The following is a 20,454-nucleotide window of genomic DNA, read 5'->3' as shown; positions in this document are numbered from 1 at the left end:
TCCCGGGGACACGGCGTTCGGTACACGTCCGTGCAGCTAGCCTTCTTGCGTACGGTGCACAGAAGGAGTTCCCATGGCGAAGATCGAGCAGATCCTGGCGCTCGAACAGATCGAGAACGACATCTTCCGGGGTATCGCGACGGAGACGTTGCTGCCGCGGACGTTCGGTGGTCAGGTCGCCGGTCAGGCGCTCGTATCGGCGGTCCGCACCGTCGATCCCGACTTCGGGGTCCACTCGCTGCACGGCTACTTCCTCCGGCCGGGGAACCCGACGATGCAGATCGTCTATCTCGTCGACCGGATCCGCGACGGCCGCTCCTTCTGCACCCGGCGCGTGACGGCCGTCCAGGACGGCAAGGCGATCTTCACCATGTCGGCGTCGTTCCACGTGCGCGACGAGGGGATCGAGCACCAGGACACGATGCCGCGCGTGCCGGCTCCGGAGGAACTGCCCGATCCGGAGACCGTGGTCGACGACGCAACCCTGCTGTGGGCGAAGAAGGAATGGGCCGAGTGGGACTTCCGGTTCGTTCCCCGCGACCGGATGGACTCGTCGAGCAGGATGGCCGCACAGCAGCAGCTGTGGTTCAAGTCCCGCGAGATCCTCCCCGACGACCCGGTCTTCCACGTGTGCACGCTCGCGTACATGAGCGACATGACGTTGCTCGGCTCGGCGAGTGTCGGCCACGACGACGAACGGACGCAGGGCGCATCCCTGGACCACGCGATGTGGTTCCTGCGGCCGTTCCGCGCCGACGACTGGCTGCTCTACGACCAGACGTCACCCTCCGCCGGGCTGGGGCGCGCACTGACCCAGGGGCGGATCTTCGATCGCAACGGCAACATGGTCGCGGCGGTGGTGCAGGAAGGACTCACGCGGTACCTGCGCGAGTCCTGAACGAGGGCGTCCCCGACGAGGACGCCCTCACGGAGTGCCTGCACACCGGCGACCCCGGACGGACAGGCAGGCAACGGTGACCACTTCTTCCCCCACGATCGGCGTCCTGGCACTGCAGGGCGACGTCCGCGAACACCGCAGTGCTCTCGAGGCGGCGGGTGCGCGGACGATCGCGGTGCGGCGCGAGCGCGAACTCGACGAGGTCGACGGCATCGCCCTCCCCGGCGGCGAGTCCACGACCGTCAGCCGGCTGTTACGCGTGTTCGATCTGCTCGAGCCGTTGCGGAGCCGGTTGAAGGCGGGCCTGCCCGCCTACGGTTCGTGCGCCGGCATGATCCTGCTCGCCTCCCGGGTGCTCGACACCACCGAGGACGCCGAGCACCTCGACGCCCTCGATATCGTGGTGCGCCGCAACGCGTTCGGCCGTCAGGTCGACTCGTTCGAGACCGACCTGCCGCTGACCGGCCTCGACGACGGACCGGTGCGCGCGGTGTTCATCCGCGCACCCTGGGTGGAGGAGGTCGGGCCCGACGTCGAGGTCCTGGCCACGGTGCCGGACGGGCCGGCGGCGGGCCGGGTGGTCGCGGTGCGGCAGGGTGCGGTGATCGCGACCTCCTTCCATCCCGAGATCACCGGCGACCATCGCGTGCACCGGTTGTTCGTGGAGACCGTGCGTTCGGCCACCTGACCGCGGAGTGCGCCCGACGACCTCGGCGACATGACGACACGGCCACCGTGCGGTGACCCACAGCGGGAGCGAGTAGAATCGACGCTCCGACCTGTCGGTTGACGCCGACCACACTTCGCCGGAAGGGGCTCGAAGCGAATGAGCGGCCACTCCAAATGGGCCACCACCAAGCACAAGAAGGCGGTCATCGACGCCAAGCGCGGCAAGATGTTCGCGAAGCTCATCAAGAACATCGAGGTGGCGGCTCGGACCGGCGGTGGCGACCCGGCGGGTAACCCGACCCTGTTCGACGCCATCCAGAAGGCGAAGAAGAGCTCGGTCCCGAACGACAACATCGAGCGTGCCCGCAAGCGCGGCGCCGGTGAGGAAGCCGGCGGTGCCGACTGGCAGAACATCACCTACGAGGGCTACGGCCCCAACGGTGTCGCGCTGCTCATCGAGTGCCTGACCGACAACCGCAACCGCGCCGCCGGTGAGGTCCGCACGGCGATGACCCGCAACGGCGGCAACATGGCCGATCCGGGTTCGGTCGCCTACCTGTTCACCCGCAAGGGTGTCGTCGTGCTCGAGAAGAACGGCCGCTCCGAGGACGAGATCCTCGAGGTCGTCCTCGAAGCGGGCGCCGAGGAGATCAACGATCTCGGCGACTCCTTCGAGATCGTCTCCGAGGCGTCCGACCTGATCGCCGTGCGTACGGCGCTCGTCGACGCCGGCATCGACTACGACTCGGCCGACCCCGACTTCCGGGCCTCGGTCGAGGTGCCCGTCGACGCCGAGGGCGCGCGCAAGGTCATGAAGCTGGTCGACGCGCTCGAGGACTGCGACGACGTGCAGAACGTCTACACGAACGTCGACATCTCCGACGACGTGCTCGCCGAACTCGACGCCTGAGCGACGCTCTCGTCGTACTCGTCCCCGAGCGACGCTCGTCGTACTTGTCACAGCGGCCGGGGTCGCGTGTCGGTCTCCCGGCACCCGACCCCGGCCGCTATGCTCTCGAACAGGCGTTCGCAATCGTGCGGAGCGGGGTCGGGTCCGTCGGATGTGTCGGAAACCGGCCGTATTCGGGTGTCGAGAGGTGAGTCGGGTGCGCGTGATGGGTGTCGACCCCGGTCTGACCCGCTGTGGTCTGGGGATGGTCGACACAGGACGCGGACGCGACGTGATCCCCGTCGCCGTCGGGGTCATCCGCACCTCGCCCGACCTCGACCTCGAGCACCGGCTCCTCAAGGTGTCCGACTCGGTCGAGGAATGGATGGACCGCTACGAGCCCGACGTCGTCGCGATCGAGCGCGTGTTCTCCCAGCACAACGTGCGCACCGCGATGGGCACCGCGCAGGCCGGCGGTGTCGTGGCCCTGGCCGCGGCGCGTCGCTCGATCCCGGTCATGTTCCACACGCCGAGCGAGGTGAAGGCCGCGGTCACCGGCAGTGGCACGGCCGACAAGAAGCAGGTGACCACGATGATCACCCGCATCCTCAAGCTCGACGCCGCGCCGAAGCCCGCCGACGCCGCCGACGCGCTCGCGCTGGCCGTCGCACATTGTTGGCGGGCCCCGCTGATCGCCAGACTTGCGGCCGCCGAAGCTGCGGCCGCCCAGCAGAAGAAACGCTACGAGGAGCGGCTGCGCGAACAGTCGGCCGCACGGAAGGCAGGTAGCCGGTGATCGCCTCGGTACACGGCGAGGTACTCGACATAGCCCTCGACCACGTGGTGATCGAGGCGGGTGGGATCGGCTACCGGATCAACACCACACCCGCGACCCTCGCCGGTCTCCGGCGCGGCGAGCAGGCCAGACTCGCCACCGCGATGATCGTCCGCGAGGACTCCATGACGCTGTACGGCTTCGTGGACGCGGAGGCGCGCGAGCTGTTCGGTCTGCTGCAGACGGTCAGCGGCGTCGGCCCCCGGCTCGCCATGGCCACGCTCGCCGTCCTCGAACCCGATGCCTTGCGTGCGGCTCTCGCCGACGGCAACACCGCAGCGCTGACGCGGGTGCCCGGGATCGGCAAGCGCGGCGCCGAACGCATGATCGTCGAACTGCGCGACAAGGTCGCGGCCTTCGGTGCGACCGGAGGGTCGCCCGTCGCGGCCGGAGCCTCGCCGCTGCGCGACCAGATCGTCGAGGCGCTGGTCGGCCTCGGATTCACGCCGCGTCAGGCCGAACCTGCCGCCGACAAGGTTCTCACCGAGGATCCGGGGGCCGACGTCTCGACGGCACTGCGCTCGGCGCTCAAGCTGCTGGGTAGGTCGCGGTGACCGACGAGTACCGTGAGTTCGATGCTGCAGCGGCCGACCGTGATCGGTCGCCCGTCACGGCGGAGCACCTGCCCTCCGACAGCGACATCGAGACCAGCCTGCGCCCGACCAGTCTCGACGATTTCATCGGGCAACCGCGGGTCCGCGAGCAGCTGCAGCTCGTCCTGCGAGGAGCGAAACTTCGCGGCGGCACTCCCGACCACATCCTCCTGTCCGGCCCGCCCGGTCTCGGCAAGACGTCGATGGCGATGATCATCGCCGCCGAACTCGGCACGTCGCTGCGACTCACCTCCGGTCCCGCGCTCGAACGGGCTGGCGATCTCGCCGCGATGCTGTCGAACCTCGCCGAGGGCGACGTGCTGTTCATCGACGAGATCCACCGCATCGCCCGACCGGCCGAGGAGATGCTGTACCTCGCGATGGAGGACTTCCGCGTCGACGTCGTGGTGGGCAAGGGGCCCGGCGCGACGTCCATCCCGCTCGAGGTCGCACCCTTCACCCTCGTCGGCGCGACCACCCGTTCCGGCGCCCTCACCGGCCCGCTGCGCGACCGGTTCGGTTTCACCGCGCACATGGACTTCTACGAGCCTCCCGAACTGCAGCGGATCCTGCACCGCTCCGCGTCGATCCTCGGGATCGATCTGCGCGACGACGCCGCTGCGGAGATCGCCGGTCGCTCCCGCGGCACGCCGCGTATCGCCAACCGGTTGCTGCGCCGCGTCCGCGACTACGCCGACGTGCGGGCCGACGGTGTCGTGACCCGGGCCGTCGCCCAGGCCGCGCTCGAGGTGTACGACGTCGACCCGATCGGTCTCGATCGTCTCGACCGCGCCGTCCTCGGCGCACTCGTCCGCAGTTTCGGTGGCGGCCCGGTCGGCGTGTCGACACTCGCCGTGGCAGTGGGGGAGGAGCCCGCCACCGTCGAGGAGGTGTGCGAGCCGTTCCTGGTCCGTGCCGGCATGGTCGCGCGCACTCCGCGCGGACGTGTGGCCACGCAGGCCGCCTGGTTGCAGCTCGGCCTCACCCCGCCGCCGGAGGCCGCCACCGGGGGCATCGAGGTGCGTGCGCGCGAACCCCAGCTCGAGCTGTTCGAGGACGACCCCGACACGACCCTCGAGGGCGGTGTCGATCCGTCCGACCCGGACGATCCGGACGTACGGCGGTAGGACCCTCGCCCGGGGAATGGCACACTGGTCTACTGCGTCGGTCCGTGGAGGCCGATCCCGACGTCGTGGTGCCGCATGCGCCACCACGACCCGCTGGTGTCGCCCGCGTCACCACCCACCGACAACGACCGAGGACTGACTTCAACGATGGAACTGCTCTTCCCTCTCCTGATCCTGGCACTGCTCGTCCCGACCTTCCTGGGCGTGCGGCGTCAGAAGAAGGAGATGCAGAAGGTGACGGCGCTGCAGGACTCCCTGCGCATCGGCGACCGCGTGATGACCACCGCGGGTCTGCACGCCACGGTGGCCGCCCTCGCCGACGACACCGTCGATCTCGAGATCGCGCCGGGTGTCGTCACGACCTGGTCGCGTCTGGTCATCCGGGAGCGCGTCGAGACCGAGACCCCGCAGGATCCGGATCTGCTCCGCAAGGACGACGATGCGACCCCGCCGGAGGGACGTCCGACCGAGTACTGACAGCCGATTCGCGACGCACGGTTTCGGCACCGGAGTCTCCGGTGCCGGTGCCGAGCGCCGCGCGACTGCACCCGACCACCACTCACTCGCATCGAGGAGACTGACAGACCGTGGCACCTTCCAACGGATCGGTGCATCCCGTGCGCGCTCTCGCCCTGTTCGGGGTGATTCTCGCCGCGTTGTATGCACTGGTCTTCTTCACCGGGGACAAGTCGCCCACCCCGAAGCTGGGCATCGACCTGCAGGGTGGCACCCGCGTCACCCTCACCGCGCGAACCCCCGACGGGAGCAGCCCGAGTCCGGACAGCCTCCGCCAGGCCCAGCAGATCATCGAGACCCGCGTCAACGGCCTCGGTGTCTCGGGTTCGGAAGTGATCGTCGAGGGCGACAACCTCGTGATCACCGTCCCGGGTGAGGACAGCTCCCAGGCCAGGACGCTGGGCCAGACCGCCCGTCTGTACATCAGGCCGGTGATCGGGGGACCGATCGACGCGAACATGACCGCCGAGGATCTCGCCGAGCAGCCCGGCGCCGGTACGCCCGAGGGCGGGCTGCCCGCAGAACCGGCCCCTGCCGAACCGGCACCCGGCGAACCCGCACCGGCCGACCAGGCTCCGCCCGCCGATGCGCCCGAACCGCAGGGACGTCCGTTCCCGGCGCAGGATCCCACCGCGCCCACCGATGCCCCGGAACCGGCCGAGACGCCCGAGGCTCCGACCGAGCCGACCGGAGCACCCGAGGCTCCCGAGAACGACGGCTCGCTCACCCCGCAGGAACAGGCGGCCGCCGACATCGCCGCGGCCAAGGCCACCCGCCAGAGCGAGGACCCCGCGGTGCAGCAGGCCGCAGCTCTCGCGCTCGACTGCTCCGCGGCCGACCCGCTCGCAGGCAACGACGACCCGGCGCTTCCGCTCGTCGCGTGCTCCACGGACGGCACCGCGATCTACCTGCTCGGCCCGAGCATCATCGACGGCCAGCAGATCGACGACGCCACCTCCGGCTTCAACCAGCAGCAATCGCGCTACGAGGTCAGCCTGACCTTCGACAGCGAGGGCAGCAACACCTGGGCGCAGTTCACCGCCGCGAACATCGGTCAGCAGGCCGCCTTCGTGCTCGACTCGAAGGTCGTCAGCGCCCCGGTGATCCAGGGCGCCACCCCCGCCGGCAGCGCCACCTCGATCACCGGCCAGTTCACGAACACGCAGGCCGCCGAGCTCGCGAACACCCTCAAGTACGGCTCGCTCCCGCTGTCGTTCGTCGCGTCCGAAGCCGAGACCGTCTCCGCGACACTGGGTCTGGCCTCGCTCGAGGCCGGCCTGATCGCCGGTGCGGTGGGCCTGGCCCTCGTGCTGATCTTCTGCCTCGCCTACTACCGGATGCTCGGACTGCTCACCGCACTGTCGCTCGTCCTGTCGGGTCTGGCGGTCTACGCGGTCATGGTGCTGCTCGGCCGATACATCGGGTTCACGCTCGACCTCGCCGGCGTCGCCGGTCTCATCATCGGTATCGGCATGACCGCCGACTCGTTCGTCGTCTTCTTCGAACGGATCAAGGACGAGATCCGCGAGGGACGAAGTTTCCGTTCCGCCGTGCCGCGCGGTTGGGCCCGTGCCCGCCGGACCATCCTTTCCGGTAACGCGGTCAGTTTCATCGCCGCCGCCGTGCTCTACGTCCTGGCCGTCGGTCAGGTCCGTGGCTTCGCGTTCACCCTCGGCCTCACCACGATCCTCGACGTCGTCGTGGTGTTCCTCGTGACCTGGCCGCTGGTGTTCCTGGCCTCGAAGTCGAAGTTCTGGTCCAAGCCGAGTGTGAACGGTCTGGGCGCGATCCAGCAGGTGGCCGACGAGCGTCGCCTCGTTGCCGCGACCGCTGCGAAGGAGGCGTGACGATGACCGACACGACCACGACGACGGCCATACCGCAGCACGGTCTGCTGTCCCGCCTGTACACCGGCACGGGTGCCTTCGAGATCGTCGGCCGCCGCAAGCGGTGGTACATCGTCACCGCGGTGATCGTGCTGATCGCCCTGCTCAGCATGCTGCTGCGCGGATTCAGCTGGGGTATCGACTTCGAGGGCGGCACCCGCATCCAGATGCCGGCAGTGGCCGGTGTCTCCGTCGACGACGTCGAAACCGTTTTCAGCGACACGATCGGTTTCGAACCCGAAGCGGTGCAGACCGTCGGTGCCGGCGACGGTGCGACCGTCCAGATCCGGTCGGAGACCCTCGACGGCGATCAGGTCGCCGAGCTGCAGACCGCACTGTTCGAGGAGTTCCAGCCCGCGGGGCCGGACGGTGAGCCGTCCCGCAACGCGATCAGCGTCGCCGACGTCAGCGAGACGTGGGGAAGCCAGATCACCAACAAGGCGCTCATCGCGCTGGTGGTCTTCCTCGTCATCGTCAGCATCTACATCACGATCCGATACCAGCGGAACATGGCGATCGCAGCGATCGCGGCCCTGTTCTTCGACATCATCGTGACAGCGGGTATCTACGCCCTCGTCGGCTTCGAGGTCAGCCCTGCGACCGTCATCGGTCTGCTCACCATCCTCGGCTTCTCGCTGTACGACACGGTCGTGGTCTTCGACAAGGTCGAGGAGAACACCCGCGGCATCCTGCACCTGCACCGCCGCACCTACGCCGAGCAGGCCAACCTCGCCGTCAACCAGACCCTCATGCGTTCGATCAACACCACGATCATCTCGGTGCTGCCGGTGCTCGCGCTCATGGTGGTCGCGGTGTGGCTCCTCGGGGTGGGCACGCTCAAGGACCTCGCCCTCGTCCAGCTCGTCGGCATCGTCGTCGGTACCTTCTCGTCGATCTTCTTCGCGACCCCGTTGCTGGTTACGCTCGAGGAATGGCGTGGTCCGGTCGCGAAGCACACCCGGAAGGTGCTCGCCAAGCGGGAGGAGGCCGCCGCCCGCGCAGCGAAGGCCGGGGCGACAGCCGGATCGCAGTCGGCCGACGTGGTCGACGCGAAGGTGGTGCCGACGGTCCAGGGGGCCGGAGCCCTGCCCGACCGGGCGACGGTCCGTCGCGGCCCCGCCCCCGGAGCGCGACCCACCGGAAAGCGCGGCAAGAGAAGGTCCTGACATGGCGGTGAGCGAGCGGAACGACCCGACCACAAGGCGGTCGCCGAGGCGCCGCGGCACACTCTTCGCGTGCGCGGCGGTCGCCTCGACACTCGCGTTCTCCACCGTGGCCTGTGGCACGGACGAGGAACCGGTGCACTCGATCGGGTACGCGATCGACAACACGGTGACGACCTACAACGCCAACACCGTCGACGGCGCCGCCTCCGGCGCACGCCAGGCGTTCGCCCGGGTGCTGCCGGGCTTCGGCTACGTCGGCCCGTCGGGCCGGGTGGTCGCGGACACCGACATCGGCACCGCCTCGGTCGTGCCCGGTGAGGGCCTGACCGTGCAGTACCGCCTGTCGCCGGATGCGGTCTACTCCGACGGCGTACCCATGTCCTGCGACGACCTCGTCCTCGCCTGGGCCGCGTCGAGCGGACGCTTCACCGCACCCGACGAGTCCGGCGAGCAGGTCCCGCTGTTCGACGCCGCCCACCGCGGTGGTTACGCCGACATCGACCGGGTCGACTGTCAGGCGGGGTCGAAGGAGGCCACCGTCGTCTTCCGGCCCGGCCGTGAGGACACGAACTGGAAGGCGTTGTTCGGTGCCACCGAACTGATGCCGGCCCACGTGGCGGCGGACAGGTCGGGTGTCCCCGACCTGGTCGGGGCGATCACGTCGAACGACACCGAGGCCGTCCGGCGCATCGCGGAGTTCTGGAACACCGGCTGGACCCTCACCCCGGGCGAGATCGATCCGGCGCTGTTCCCGTCCTCGGGTCCGTACCGCATCGAGTCGTACACCGCCGAGGACGGCCTGACACTCGTCGCGAACGAGCGGTGGTGGGGGAACGCCCCGGGCACCGACCGCATCGTCGTCTGGCCGCGCGGCACCGACACGTCCGCGGCCGCGGAGGACGGCCGCATCCACGTCGTCGACGTGGCCGAGGGATCCGTCGGCCACAGCAACCTCGGTGACGGCGCCGACGTCTCCACCGTCGTCTCACGCAACCTCGAACAACTGGTGTTCGCCACGAGCGGTGTCTTCCAGGACCCGGCGGCGCGTCGCGCCGTCGCCCTGTGCACGCCCAGGACACAGTTGTTCGACGAACTGGGCGCATCCGACGAGTCGAACGGCGTCACGGGCCCCGTCACCTCGCGGCTCCTGGCGCCCGACTCGCCGTTGTACCCGCAGACCGCGCAGACCGCCGAACGTTACGCCGAGGTCGACATCGACGCCGCGCGTTCCGAACGTGAGGCCTCCGGTCAGGACCGCATGCAGGTCCGCATCGGCTATCTCGGACCGGACGAGCGTCGCGCGCGCACCGTCGAGCTGATCGGCGAGTCCTGCCGGGAGGCGGGCATCGAGATCGTCGACGCGGGCTCCGACACCTTCACGCCGTCGCAGCTGACGGCGGGGGAGGTCGACGCGATCCTCGTGGGGACGGCCACGGCGGCCGGTGCCGGTGGTGCCGCCGACATGGAGGACGCCCGCGGCTCGCTGCACTCCGGCACCGGCAGCAACGTCGGCGGCTATTCGATCGGACGCGTCGACGAACTGCTCGACGGTCTGCTCGTGGCGAAGGACAACGCGGCCATCGCCGGACTCGCGACCGAGGCCGAACGCATCCTGTGGGGCGACATCCCCACCCTGCCCCTGTTCGCGCAGCCCCGCACGATCGGGTTCGCGGCGGGAATGCATGCCGGGGTGCCCAATCCGACGACCGCGGGTGCGGGCTGGAACATGGACCGGTGGATACTCGGAGGATGAACGCTCAACGGATCGGCGACCCGCGGCTCGTCGAGGAAGCTGCCGTGGCCGTGGCCGAACACACCCGATGGGTCGACGACTTCCCGACCGCGGGTGTCCGTTTCGCCGACCTGACGCCCGTCTTCGCCGACGGACCGTCCTTCTCGGCCGTCATCGCGGCGCTGGCGTCCGCGGCACCCGACGCCGAACTCGTCGCTGGTATCGATGCGCGCGGCTTCCTCCTCGGCGGCGGCATCGCCCGCACCCTCGGCGTGGGCGTGCTCGCCGTCCGCAAGGCGGGTAAGCTCCCGCCGCCCGTCCAGACCTGCGAATACAGCCTCGAATACGGCACCGCCGCGATCGAGATCCCGGGCGACTGGATGGCCCTGCAGGGCCGCAAGGTCCTCGTCGTGGACGACGTCCTCGCGACCGGTGGAACCCTCGCCGCGACCGTCGAACTGCTCGAACGTGTCGGTGCCGAGGTCGTCGGGATCACCGTCGTCACCGAGATCGAAGCCCTCGGTGGCCGGGCGCGACTGCAGAAGTACCCGCTCACGTCTCTCGTGCGGATCTGAGAGATAGAGTTGCCACAGGTGCCGGTGAACCCGCCGGGCCCGTACGGTCCGGACATGCGCATCGGTGACGAACCGGGTTCGCAGCCGCGACGGGAGGTGGAGGCATGACCCAGAATCTCGATTGGTCCCACAATTCCGGTCAGAACCCGACACCCACACCGGCATCGACCTCCGCGTCGAGGCGGGTGCGCGCCCGCCTGGCGCGACGCATCACCGGTCAGCGCGGCACCAGCCTCAAGCCTGTCCTCGAGCCGCTGGTCACCATCCACCGCGAGCTGTACCCCAAGGCCGACCTCTCGCAGCTGCAGCGCGCGTACGACGTCGCCGAGGAGCGGCACGCGAGCCAGAAGCGCAAGTCCGGCGATCCGTACATCACCCACCCGCTGGCGGTCGCCACGATCCTCGCCGAACTCGGCATGGACACCACGACCCTCGTCGCGGCACTGCTCCACGACACCGTCGAGGACACCGGGTACACGCTCGAGCAGCTCACCGCCGAGTTCGGTGAAGAGGTCGCGCATCTCGTCGACGGCGTCACCAAACTCGACAAGGTCGTGCTCGGTTCGGCCGCCGAGGGCGAGACCATCCGCAAGATGATCATCGCGATGGCGCGCGACCCCAGGGTGCTCGTCATCAAGGTCGCCGACCGCCTGCACAACATGCGGACCATGCGCTTCCTGCCTCCCGAGAAGCAGGCCCGCAAGGCACGCGAGACCCTCGAGGTCATCGCGCCGCTGGCCCACCGTCTCGGTATGGCGACGGTCAAGTGGGAGCTCGAGGACCTCGCGTTCGCGATCCTCCACCCGAAGAAGTACGAGGAGATCGTCCGGCTCGTCGCGACCCGCGCACCGTCGCGCGACACTTACCTGGCCACCGTCCGCGACGAGATCGGCCGGACGCTCGCGGCGTCGCGGATCGACGCGGTCGTCGAGGGCCGGCCCAAGCACTACTGGTCGATCTACCAGAAGATGATCGTCAAGGGCCGCGACTTCGACGACATCCACGACCTGGTCGGCGTGCGCATCCTGTGCAACGAGATCCGCGACTGCTACGCGGCTGTCGGTGTCGTGCACTCGCTGTGGCAGCCCATGGCGGGACGGTTCAAGGACTACATCGCCCAGCCCCGCTACGGCGTCTACCAGTCGCTGCACACCACCGTCATCGGTCCCGAGGGCAAGCCGCTCGAGGTGCAGATCCGCACACACGAGATGCACCGCACCGCCGAGTTCGGCATCGCCGCGCACTGGCGGTACAAGGAGACCAAGGGACGCCACTCGGGTGATGTCGCCGAGCTCGACGACATGGCCTGGATGCGGCAGCTCCTCGACTGGCAGCGGGAAGCGGCCGACCCGGGGGAGTTCCTCGAATCGCTCCGCTACGACCTGGCGGTCAAGGAGATCTTCGTCTTCACGCCGAAGGGCGACGTGATCACCCTGCCCTCCGGCTCGACGCCCGTGGACTTCGCGTACGCCGTGCACACCGAGGTCGGGCACCGCTGCATCGGAGCCCGCGTCAACGGCCGCCTCGTCGCTCTCGAACGCAAGCTCGAGAACGGCGAGGTCGTGGAGGTCTTCACCTCCAAGGACCCCAACGCCGGCCCGAGCCGCGACTGGCAGTCGTTCGTCGTCTCACCCCGCGCCAAGGCGAAGATCCGGCAATGGTTCGCCAAGGAGCGTCGCGAGGAGGCCCTCGAATCCGGCAAGGACGCCATCGCGAAGGAGGTCCGCCGCGTCGGCCTGCCGCTGCAGCGACTGATGAACGCCGACCTGATGGTCGCGGTCGCCAAGGAACTGCGCTACGCCGACGTCTCGGCGCTGTACACCGCCGTCGGTGAGCACCACGTCTCGGCGCACCACGTCGTGCAACGGCTGGTCGCGCTGCTCGGTGGGGTCGGTGGCGTCGAGGAGGAGCTGGCCGAGCGGTCCACCCCGTCGACCATCCCCACCCGCTCGCGGCACAGCGGCGACTCCGGTGTCCTCGTGCCGGGCGCACCGGGCACGGTCTCGAAGCTCGCCAAGTGCTGCACGCCCGTCCCCGGCGACGAGATCATGGGCTTCGTGACCCGCACCGGAGCGGTGAGCGTGCACCGCACCGACTGCACCAACGCCGGGTCGCTGCGGGAGCAGTCGGAGCGCATCATCGAGGTGCAGTGGGCGCCCTCGCCGTCGTCGGTCTTCCTCGTCGCGATCCAGATCGAGGCGCTCGATCGGCACCGCCTGCTGTCGGACGTCACGAAGGCGCTCGCCGACGAGAAGGTCAACATCCTGTCGGCCTCGGTGACGACCACGGGCGACCGGGTCGCGGTGAGCCGGTTCACCTTCGAGATGGGCGATCCGAAGCATCTCGGGCACGTGCTCAACGTCGTCCGCAACGTCGAGGGCGTCTACGACGTCTACCGGGTGACCTCGGCAGCCTGATCGCGGCGGTCGGGTCGCTCCGTCACCGCACGGCTCCGATCACGACGGGCGTCGTGGGTACGCCGCCCCCGAGCGGGCTGGACCCGTCGTGCCCGTCCGCGGCGGCCGCGTCGAGCACCGGCATCCCGGCATCGGCGATGCGGCCGAAGGCCGTGAAGTCCGGTCGCAACAGCGAATCTCCGAGCAGCAGGAAGAACTGGCTGCCGTTGCTGTTCTCCACCCCGGCGTTGGCCATCGCGACCGTGCCGCGTGGATACAGCACCGCCGGCGGGAGGTAGGACGTCGCCGCCTCCGCCGCGAACTGCGGTACCGGGTACTCGTCCGCGAACGTGTAGCCGGGCCCGCCGGATCCCGTCCCCGTGGGATCGCCGCACTGGTAGAGCTCACCGCCCGGATCGGTTGCGAGACGGTGGCAGGAGGTGCCGTCGTAGAACCCGCGACGCGCGAGGTCGACGAAGCTGTTGACGGTGCACGGAGCCTGGGTCCGGTCGAGCACGAGCGGGATCGCGCCGATCGACGTCTCGAGTGTCAGGTCGACGATGCCCACGGTCGATGCGGTGGACGGGGGACGAGTACCACCCCTGTCGACGTACTCGCATGTCACCGTCGGTTCCGGTTGGGCCGAGACCTCGGGGAGCCCGCGGTAGATCGACAGATCGCGTGGGGGAGCGGACCGTGGCTGGGCGACCTCGGTGACCTTCGTGGTTTCGGAACCGGCGTCCTGCGCACAGCCGCCGAGCAACACTGCGACGGCGACGAGACAGAGCGGAACAACGGTACGGAGCCGGGACGCGAACCGCTGCTCGGTGGTGTGGATCACAGCATCGGGACGCTATCGGAACCCTGCACGAACCGATAGGGGCCGAGGGTGGATCGGTGAACAATCACCCCCGAGATCACCCCGTGAGGTGGTGTGGTCCAGCGGATCTCGTACCGGCCGGCAGTATCCGCGCCGTCGGAGTCCCGAAGGCACGACGGCCCGCCCCGGGATCCGGGGCGGGACGTGCGTGCGCTGCGTGCGAGGGGTGTCAGGACCCGACGGTCACCGACTCGATCTGCACCGCGCGGTTGGGGGCACCGCCGCCGGCCGCCATCGATCCGTCGTCGCCCTCCGCCGCGACCTCCTCGATCACGGTGAGTCCGGCCTCGTCGACCGTCCCGAAGACCGTGTAGGTGGGGGGAAGCTGCGAATCCTCGTAGACCAGGAAGAACTGGCTGCCGTTGCTGCCGGGCCGGCCGGTGTTGGCCATCGCGACCGTGCCGCGCGGGTAGATCACCGGCTGGCGCAGCTGGGCGTCGCCGGGTGCGTACACGTTCTCCGGGTACTCGGTGTCGAAGCCGTAACCCGGACCGCCCGTGCCGGTGCCCGTCGGGTCGCCGCACTGCAGCACCTGCAGACCCGGCGAGGTCACCAGACGGTGGCAGGGCGTGTCGTCGAAGTAGCCCTGCTCCGCGAGGGACACGAAGCTGTTGACCGTGCACGGCGCCGCGGCCCGGTCGAGCTCCACGCCGATCTCGCCGACGCTGGTGGTGATCTGCGCGGCGGTGGTGCCGGTGGCGGAGACGTCGTCCGCGGACGGGGAGGTCACGTCGCGGGCGGCGTCGCCCGAGGCGTTGTAGGTGCACGAGACGGGATCGCCACCGGCGGGTCGCTCCGGCAGTTCGCCCGTGTAGGCGGGGGACTCCCGGTCGGCGACGGAGGCCGGTGCCGAGGAGGTCGCGGCGCTGTCGGTGGACGTGTCGTCGGAGCATCCCGTGAGCAGGAGTGCCAGCCCGGCGCCGGCGGCGAGGGTGGTGCGCAATCGGATCATCAGTCCATCCTGACCGACGTGAGGGTGGTCTCCAGCGCGGGGGCACCGTCGGCGGCTCCGCCTGCGACACCGGCCGCGGCGATCTTGTCGAGGGTCGCGAGACCGGTCTCGTCGATCGTGCCGAAGACGGTGTACTGCGGCGGCAGCACCGAATCGCCGTACACCAGGAAGAACTGGCTGCCGTTGGTGTCCGGGCCGGCGTTGGCCATCGCGAGCGTGCCGCGCGGATAGGTCATCGGTTCCTGCGCCGCTGGATCGTCGGCGGCGAACTGGTCGGTGGGGAACTCGTTCGCGAACTGGTAACCCGGCCCGCCCGACCCGCTACCCGACGGGTCGCCGCACTGCAGGACCTGCAGGGACGGCGAGGTGGTGAGCCGATGGCAGGCCGTCTCGTCGAAGAAGTTCTGCGAGGCGAGCGACAGGAAGCTGTTGACGGTGCACGGCGAATCGTCGTTGTGCAGGATCAGGCCGATGTTCCCCTGGCTCGTCTCCACGCTGACGCTGATGTCCGTGTTGCCCTCGCCGGTGGTGCGGATGCCCTCGGTGCGCGGCGGCTCCGCCGGCTTCGACGGTTCGCGGCCGTCCGCGGGGTAGGAGCAGTTCACCGTCTCGGGCAACGGCTCGGACCGGCCCTCGGGGAGCGCGGCGTACTCCATTTCCGAACCCGAGGTGTCGTTCGACGCCGCCTCGGTGGCCGTGTCGTCGCCCCGGTCGACCGCCCACAGAGCAACACCCGCACCGACGACCACGATCACTGCGAGCGCGGACAGCGCGATCGTCATGCGGCGCCGCTTGCGCTCGCGTTCGGCTCGACGCTCGAGCTGCCGTTCGAGTTTGCGTTTCGCGGCCTGGCGCCGTTGTGCGTTGCTCGGCACTGCAGTAGTCCTCCCGTGAACGATCGATGTGGTCCAACCGACTTCGAAGCAGACCCGAGTCTGCCACCCGGGACCGGCAACCCGCGGGCAGGGCGCAACGCATAGTCTGTAGGAGACCTCGAAGGCTTCCACCCGTAGGAGCGATGCTCGTGCTCGTGACCGGATTCCCTGCAGGGATGTTCCAGACCAACTGCTACATCCTCGCGCAGGACAACGCGAAGGAGTGCGTCGTCGTCGATCCCGGCCAGGACGCCGCCGAGCCGCTCGTGGAGTTCCTCACCGGATCCGATCTCACGCCCCGGGCGGTGCTGCTCACGCACGGTCACCTCGACCACATGTGGTCGGCGCAGCCGGTGGCCGACCGGTACGGGATCCCGGTCTACATCCACCCGGACGACCGGATGATGCTCACCGATCCGCTGCAGGGCATGGGGTCGAGCCTTGCGCCCTTCCTCGACGGCGTCGAGTTCGTCGAACCGCAGCAGGTCGTGGAGTTCGCCGACGGGGACGAGATCGAACACGCCGGAATCGGGTTCGTCGTCGACCACACGCCCGGACACACCCGCGGCTCGGTCGTCCTGCGCACCCGCACCACCACGCCCGACGGGGCCGTCCTGAACGTCGCCCTGACCGGCGACACCCTGTTCCAGGGATCGATCGGCCGCACCGACCTGCCCGGCGGCGACCACGCGCAACTGCTCGACTCGATCGCGCGCAAGCTGCTCGTGCTCGACGACGGCACCAACATCCTCCCCGGACACGGTGGGGCGAGCACGATCGGCCAGGAGCGGGTGTCGAACCCCTTCCTCACCGGCCTGGCAGAATCCCGCTGACGGCACGAACACCGACGCACGAACACCGACACATCGACACCGGCGCATCGATACCGACGCACGAACACCGCGATCCGTCCGGTGACCAACCGAGAGAATCCCGAGAGAAGGCAGTACCAGTGAGCAAGGCCTCCACGTTTTCGGCGCCGAAGGGTGTGCCCGATTACGTTCCCCCGCAGTCGGCGGAGTTCGTGGCGGTACGGGACGGTCTGACCCGTGCCGCACGCCTGGCGGGGTACGGGCACGTCGAGCTGCCCATCTTCGAGGACACCGGCCTGTTCGCTCGCGGCGTCGGCGAGTCCACCGACGTCGTCACCAAGGAGATGTACACCTTCGCGGATCGCGGTGAACGCTCGGTCACGCTGCGTCCCGAGGGCACCGCAGGTGTGATGCGCGCGGTGATCGAGCACGGTCTCGATCGCGGTCAGCTCCCCGTGAAGCTGTCCTATTCCGGACCGTTCTTCCGCTACGAGCGTCCCCAGGCGGGCCGCTACCGTCAGCTGCAGCAGGTCGGCGTCGAGGCGATCGGCATCGACGATCCCGCGCTCGACGCCGAGGTCATTGCGGTCGCCGACGCAGGATTCCGGTCGCTCGGACTCGACGGCTTCCGCCTCGAGATCACGTCCCTCGGCGACGAGACCTGCCGACCGCAGTACCGGGAGAAGCTGCAGCAGTTCCTCTTCGCGCTCCCGCTCGACGAGGAGACGCGCCGCCGCGCCGAGATCAACCCGCTTCGGGTGCTCGACGACAAGCGCCCGGAGGTCCGCGAGATGACCGCCGACGCACCGCTGATGCTCGACCACCTCTCGGACACCGCTCGCGCGCACTTCGACGAGGTGCTCGCCCACCTCGACGCGATCGGTGTCCCGTACGTCGTCAACCCGCGCATGGTGCGCGGCCTCGACTACTACACGAAGACCACCTTCGAGTTCGTCCACGACGGGCTCGGCGCCCAGTCCGGCATCGGTGGTGGAGGCCGCTACGACGGGCTCATGGAACAGCTCGGCGGCCAGCCCCTCTCGGGCATCGGTTTCGGAATCGGCGTGGACCGCACGGTTCTCGCGCTCGCCGCCGAGGGCAGGACCGCCGGTAGCCCCGCGCGGTGCGAGGTGTACGGGGTGCCGATGGGCGATGCCGCCAAGGCCGCGCTCGTGCCCATCGCACACAGGCTGCGCGCTGCGGGTGTCCGCGTCGACCTCGCCTACGGTGGGCGCGGCCTCAAGGGCGCCATGAAGGCGGCCGACAAGTCCGGCGCCGTCGTCGCGCTCGTGCTCGGCGACCGCGAACTCGAGGCGGGCGAGATCGTCGTCAAGGATCTGCGCACCGGCGAGCAGCACAGCGTTGCACTCACGGACGTCGTCGCCCGTGTGGGTGAGGTCGTTGCCGGCGCATGACGACCGGGACGGTGCCGCCGTCCCGCTCGATCTGATCCCGTCCAAACTGCTCCGGCCACGCGCCCGCAGGATCGCGCTGCTCGCACTCGCCGTCGGCGTCGTCCTCGGCTTCCTCGTCTGGATCGTCGCGCCCGGCTGGGTAGCGCTGCTCGTCGGGGGCGTCTTCGCCGTGCCGCCGGCCGTCGGTGCGTTCCTGGCCACGCGTCGGCACCTGCTGCTGCGCGGCACCGTCGTCACCCTGTCGGGGGCGTTCCGGTCGCGCAGTGTCGATCTCGCGCGACTCGCCGGGGTCGAACTGATCGTTCGGGTGGGCGGGGTATCGCAGGCCGTCGTGCGCGTCAACGACGGCGAGCACAACCTCGTGTCGGTCCCGCTCGCCCTGTACGCGAACGGCGGCGGCCGCGAACTCGACGTACTGGCCCTGCGAAAGCTCGCGGATGCGCTCGCCACCAGCGAGATCGCACCGGCGGCGGCGATCTCGTCGGTGCTCGTCGAACAATTGCGGGCCGAGGCCCGCGACGCCGCGCTCGGCGAACGCCCGCTCTACCGGGCGATCGAACTCGCGCGCGGCGCCGGCCGGGTGCCGCAGACGACGCTGACCGACCACGAGGTCGCCTCGCTCGTGGACTGACGGCCCGTCGATCGGCGAGTGGCGCTCACCGGTCGTCGTACGAACCGATCACCGCGGGAACGACCAACGGCAGTTCGCCGACGACCTCGGTGCCCTCCGCGGCGGCACTCAGCAGACGGGTGGGGGAGCGGTGCTCCTCGTCGTCGGATCCGCGGGTCGAGCCCGCGGGGACCATCCCGCCGGTCGAGGGTGCCCTTCCCATCGCGGTCGCGCCGGTCGTGGTCGGCGAACCCCCACCCGTACCGGGCGCGGTCGGAATCGGAGCGGCGGCAGGCGCACCTGCAGTTCCGAACGCGGCCCCTGCGGTGCCGTGACCGGCGGCCACTCCGGCCGACATCGTTCCGGCCGATCCCGCGACCGCCGCGCCGACGGTCGGAACCGCCGCGTGTGCGGTGGGCACGGTCGCCGCGTGGGCGGTGGGAATGGTCGGGGCGTGCGCGGCGGCCGTGAACGGCGCTGCGACACTCGACGCGACATCGGTTGCGGCAGTGGCGACCGTGCGCATCTCGTGGACCCCGGCCACGGCGACCGGCGCGGGCACGGGAATCGGTGTGGTCAGCGCCGTCATCGCGGCGGTATGGATCGTCAGCTCGCCCCGGGTGCGCGCGACGACGGCCAGTGCCGCCTGGAGATGCTGCACGGCGGACGCCAACAGGGCGGCCTGGCCCGGCGGCGTCGCGAGAGCGGGCGCGGCCGCCATCGCCGTGGCCACGAACGACTGTGCGATGCCGGTCAATTCGATGTTGCCGCGTTCGACGGTCGCCGTGGCGGCGCGGGTGACGTCGCCGATCCGGTCGCCGCGGTCGGCCAGTTCGAGGGCGGACTGTTGTGCGCGCACCCCGTGCCCTGCGGCCTCGTCGGCCGTCACCCCCTCCCACGACTCCGGAAGTGCGTGCAGCGCACTGCGGCCGAGCATCGTGGCGGTTTCGAGCAGACGCGACCCCTGCTGCAGGATCGCCGAGGGATCGAGCGAGTCGAGGATGCCGGTGCCGAACATCGAGCAGAGGTCGGTGAGCGGCCGCACGATCGTTTCGAGATCGGGTAGCACCGGTACCGGGATCGATTCGAGCAGTTCGACGATCGAATTCGCCTCGAGGACGGGCAGACCGGGCTCGGGGAGCACGGGTTCCGGCAGTACCGGAAGCGGTGCGTCGAGGACCGGTCCGATCGGAGACGCGCGGAGAGCGTCGAGAACGGTCGGTGAGGCGGCGGGTGTTGCGGTGTCGACGACCGATCCCTGCATCACAGTCCTCCCGCAGCATCGGCCAGCGCCGAAGCCGTTCCGGTGTCGGTCGTTTCGTAGCCGGTGGCCGCCTCGTGTGCCGCGATGCCGTTGGACGCGTAGGCCCACGACAGTTGCGCGACGGCGCGGCTGTGCTCGGACTGGGCCGCCGCGAACACTGCGAGGAACTCTCCGCCGATGAGTCCCATGGCCGGGCTCAGCGCGGAGATGTTGGCCTGCAGATCGAACGTCCCCGCCTGCGCCACCTGCTCGGCCGCACGAAGATTCGTGGTCCCGAACGCTCGAATTCCGTCGGGCACCACCCGGATTCCGGCACCGGGAAACAGACCGCTCATCGAACCCCCCCATCGAAGATCAGTGTGGC

General features: G+C 69.7%; 20 protein-coding genes. 15 read left to right on the top strand and 5 right to left on the bottom strand.

All coding sequences use genetic code 11. From position 1 onward, the window contains the following. Nucleotides 1-73: 73 nt before the first annotated feature. The 12 genes from tesB (at nucleotide 74) to ACPCXD_RS06655 (ending at nucleotide 13,303) form a co-directional block, all read left to right on the top strand. Nucleotides 74-898 carry an acyl-CoA thioesterase II gene (tesB, locus tag ACPCXD_RS06710; RefSeq protein ID WP_016694918.1) on the top strand — a complete coding sequence of 275 codons (825 nt, stop codon included), beginning with the start codon at nucleotides 74-76 and terminating at the stop codon, nucleotides 896-898. A 76-nt stretch (nucleotides 899-974) separates the two neighbouring features. Then, nucleotides 975-1,586, top strand: coding sequence for a pyridoxal 5'-phosphate synthase glutaminase subunit PdxT (gene pdxT / locus ACPCXD_RS06705; protein ID WP_088898172.1), 612 nt, complete (start codon nucleotides 975-977; stop codon nucleotides 1,584-1,586). Nucleotides 1,587-1,724: 138 nt separating this feature from the next. After that, entirely contained in the window at nucleotides 1,725-2,477 is a 753-nt protein-coding gene (locus ACPCXD_RS06700; protein WP_088898171.1) for a YebC/PmpR family DNA-binding transcriptional regulator, read from the top strand. Between the two features lie 196 nt (nucleotides 2,478-2,673). Then, entirely contained in the window at nucleotides 2,674-3,252 is a 579-nt protein-coding gene (gene ruvC / locus ACPCXD_RS06695; RefSeq protein ID WP_026061730.1) for a crossover junction endodeoxyribonuclease RuvC, read from the top strand. Beyond that, nucleotides 3,249-3,845: a Holliday junction branch migration protein RuvA gene (ruvA, locus tag ACPCXD_RS06690; RefSeq protein ID WP_016694922.1), complete on the top strand. Its 597-nt coding sequence runs from the start codon at nucleotides 3,249-3,251 to the stop codon at nucleotides 3,843-3,845. Before ruvC ends, ruvA begins: the two co-directional genes overlap by 4 nt. Then, on the top strand, nucleotides 3,842-5,011 hold the full coding sequence (gene ruvB / locus ACPCXD_RS06685; RefSeq protein ID WP_016694923.1) for a Holliday junction branch migration DNA helicase RuvB: 1,170 nt from the start codon (nucleotides 3,842-3,844) through the stop codon (nucleotides 5,009-5,011). The genes ruvA and ruvB overlap by 4 nt, the downstream gene beginning before the upstream one ends. Nucleotides 5,012-5,158: 147 nt before the next feature. Further along, nucleotides 5,159-5,488, top strand: a complete 330-nt coding sequence (gene yajC / locus ACPCXD_RS06680; RefSeq protein WP_016694925.1) for a preprotein translocase subunit YajC — start codon at nucleotides 5,159-5,161, stop codon at nucleotides 5,486-5,488. Nucleotides 5,489-5,598: 110 nt separating this feature from the next. Beyond that, a complete protein-coding gene (gene secD, locus ACPCXD_RS06675; RefSeq protein ID WP_229567993.1) occupies nucleotides 5,599-7,374 on the top strand; it encodes a protein translocase subunit SecD in 1,776 nt (591 codons plus the stop codon). A gap of 2 nt (nucleotides 7,375-7,376) precedes the next feature. After that, complete coding sequence (secF, locus tag ACPCXD_RS06670; protein WP_423658994.1) at nucleotides 7,377-8,579, top strand: protein translocase subunit SecF; 1,203 nt, start codon at nucleotides 7,377-7,379, stop codon at nucleotides 8,577-8,579. A gap of 1 nt (nucleotide 8,580) precedes the next feature. After that, nucleotides 8,581-10,332 carry an ABC transporter substrate-binding protein gene (locus tag ACPCXD_RS06665; protein WP_160876022.1) on the top strand — a complete coding sequence of 584 codons (1,752 nt, stop codon included), beginning with the start codon at nucleotides 8,581-8,583 and terminating at the stop codon, nucleotides 10,330-10,332. After that, nucleotides 10,329-10,886, top strand: coding sequence for an adenine phosphoribosyltransferase (locus ACPCXD_RS06660; RefSeq protein ID WP_016694929.1), 558 nt, complete (start codon nucleotides 10,329-10,331; stop codon nucleotides 10,884-10,886). Before ACPCXD_RS06665 ends, ACPCXD_RS06660 begins: the two co-directional genes overlap by 4 nt. A 104-nt stretch (nucleotides 10,887-10,990) precedes the next feature. Then, nucleotides 10,991-13,303: a RelA/SpoT family protein gene (locus ACPCXD_RS06655; protein WP_423658991.1), complete on the top strand. Its 2,313-nt coding sequence runs from the start codon at nucleotides 10,991-10,993 to the stop codon at nucleotides 13,301-13,303. Between the two features lie 22 nt (nucleotides 13,304-13,325). Here ACPCXD_RS06655 and ACPCXD_RS06650 read toward each other — a convergent pair whose 3' ends face one another. From ACPCXD_RS06650 to ACPCXD_RS06640, 3 genes are all read right to left on the bottom strand, one after another. Continuing rightward, a complete protein-coding gene (locus ACPCXD_RS06650) occupies nucleotides 13,326-14,123 on the bottom strand; it encodes a peptidylprolyl isomerase (protein ID WP_423658989.1) in 798 nt (265 codons plus the stop codon). 208 nt (nucleotides 14,124-14,331) lie between these two features. After that, a complete protein-coding gene (locus tag ACPCXD_RS06645) occupies nucleotides 14,332-15,114 on the bottom strand; it encodes a peptidylprolyl isomerase (RefSeq protein WP_423658987.1) in 783 nt (260 codons plus the stop codon). Continuing rightward, nucleotides 15,114-15,989 carry a peptidylprolyl isomerase gene (locus ACPCXD_RS06640; protein WP_423658986.1) on the bottom strand — a complete coding sequence of 292 codons (876 nt, stop codon included), beginning with the start codon at nucleotides 15,987-15,989 and terminating at the stop codon, nucleotides 15,114-15,116. Before ACPCXD_RS06640 ends, ACPCXD_RS06645 begins: the two co-directional genes overlap by 1 nt. Nucleotides 15,990-16,138: 149 nt before the next feature. Between ACPCXD_RS06640 and ACPCXD_RS06635 the strand changes: the two genes are divergently transcribed. From ACPCXD_RS06635 to ACPCXD_RS06625, 3 genes are all read left to right on the top strand, one after another. After that, nucleotides 16,139-16,822 carry an MBL fold metallo-hydrolase gene (locus tag ACPCXD_RS06635; RefSeq protein WP_186455154.1) on the top strand — a complete coding sequence of 228 codons (684 nt, stop codon included), beginning with the start codon at nucleotides 16,139-16,141 and terminating at the stop codon, nucleotides 16,820-16,822. Between the two features lie 119 nt (nucleotides 16,823-16,941). Further along, nucleotides 16,942-18,216: a histidine--tRNA ligase gene (gene hisS / locus ACPCXD_RS06630; RefSeq protein WP_160876025.1), complete on the top strand. Its 1,275-nt coding sequence runs from the start codon at nucleotides 16,942-16,944 to the stop codon at nucleotides 18,214-18,216. Beyond that, nucleotides 18,203-18,847, top strand: coding sequence for a hypothetical protein (locus tag ACPCXD_RS06625; protein WP_172414944.1), 645 nt, complete (start codon nucleotides 18,203-18,205; stop codon nucleotides 18,845-18,847). The genes hisS and ACPCXD_RS06625 overlap by 14 nt, the downstream gene beginning before the upstream one ends. A 25-nt stretch (nucleotides 18,848-18,872) precedes the next feature. Here ACPCXD_RS06625 and ACPCXD_RS06620 read toward each other — a convergent pair whose 3' ends face one another. Then, a complete protein-coding gene (locus ACPCXD_RS06620) occupies nucleotides 18,873-20,090 on the bottom strand; it encodes a hypothetical protein (protein WP_145691730.1) in 1,218 nt (405 codons plus the stop codon). After that, nucleotides 20,090-20,425, bottom strand: a complete 336-nt coding sequence (locus ACPCXD_RS06615) for a type VII secretion target (protein ID WP_088898158.1) — start codon at nucleotides 20,423-20,425, stop codon at nucleotides 20,090-20,092. Before ACPCXD_RS06615 ends, ACPCXD_RS06620 begins: the two co-directional genes overlap by 1 nt. Nucleotides 20,426-20,454 lie beyond the last annotated feature (29 nt).

This window comes from Rhodococcus sp. AB351 (assembly GCF_049538275.1).
Classification (GTDB): domain Bacteria; phylum Actinomycetota; class Actinomycetes; order Mycobacteriales; family Mycobacteriaceae; genus Rhodococcus.
The sequence above is the reverse complement of the archived record's forward strand: the minus strand, read 5'-3'. Positions and strand labels throughout refer to the sequence as shown.

Coding starts and splice junctions, on each gene's coding strand:
- ACPCXD_RS06615 (WP_088898158.1), bottom strand. CDS start 20,425: ATGAGCGGTCTGTTTCCCGGTGCCGGAATCCGGGTGGTGCCCGACGGA.
- ACPCXD_RS06620 (WP_145691730.1), bottom strand. CDS start 20,090: ATGCAGGGATCGGTCGTCGACACCGCAACACCCGCCGCCTCACCGACC.
- tesB (WP_016694918.1), top strand. CDS start 74: ATGGCGAAGATCGAGCAGATCCTGGCGCTCGAACAGATCGAGAACGAC.
- secF (WP_423658994.1), top strand. CDS start 7,377: ATGACCGACACGACCACGACGACGGCCATACCGCAGCACGGTCTGCTG.
- ACPCXD_RS06660 (WP_016694929.1), top strand. CDS start 10,329: ATGAACGCTCAACGGATCGGCGACCCGCGGCTCGTCGAGGAAGCTGCC.
- ACPCXD_RS06645 (WP_423658987.1), bottom strand. CDS start 15,114: ATGATCCGATTGCGCACCACCCTCGCCGCCGGCGCCGGGCTGGCACTC.
- yajC (WP_016694925.1), top strand. CDS start 5,159: ATGGAACTGCTCTTCCCTCTCCTGATCCTGGCACTGCTCGTCCCGACC.
- ACPCXD_RS06700 (WP_088898171.1), top strand. CDS start 1,725: ATGAGCGGCCACTCCAAATGGGCCACCACCAAGCACAAGAAGGCGGTC.
- ACPCXD_RS06655 (WP_423658991.1), top strand. CDS start 10,991: ATGACCCAGAATCTCGATTGGTCCCACAATTCCGGTCAGAACCCGACA.
- ACPCXD_RS06665 (WP_160876022.1), top strand. CDS start 8,581: ATGGCGGTGAGCGAGCGGAACGACCCGACCACAAGGCGGTCGCCGAGG.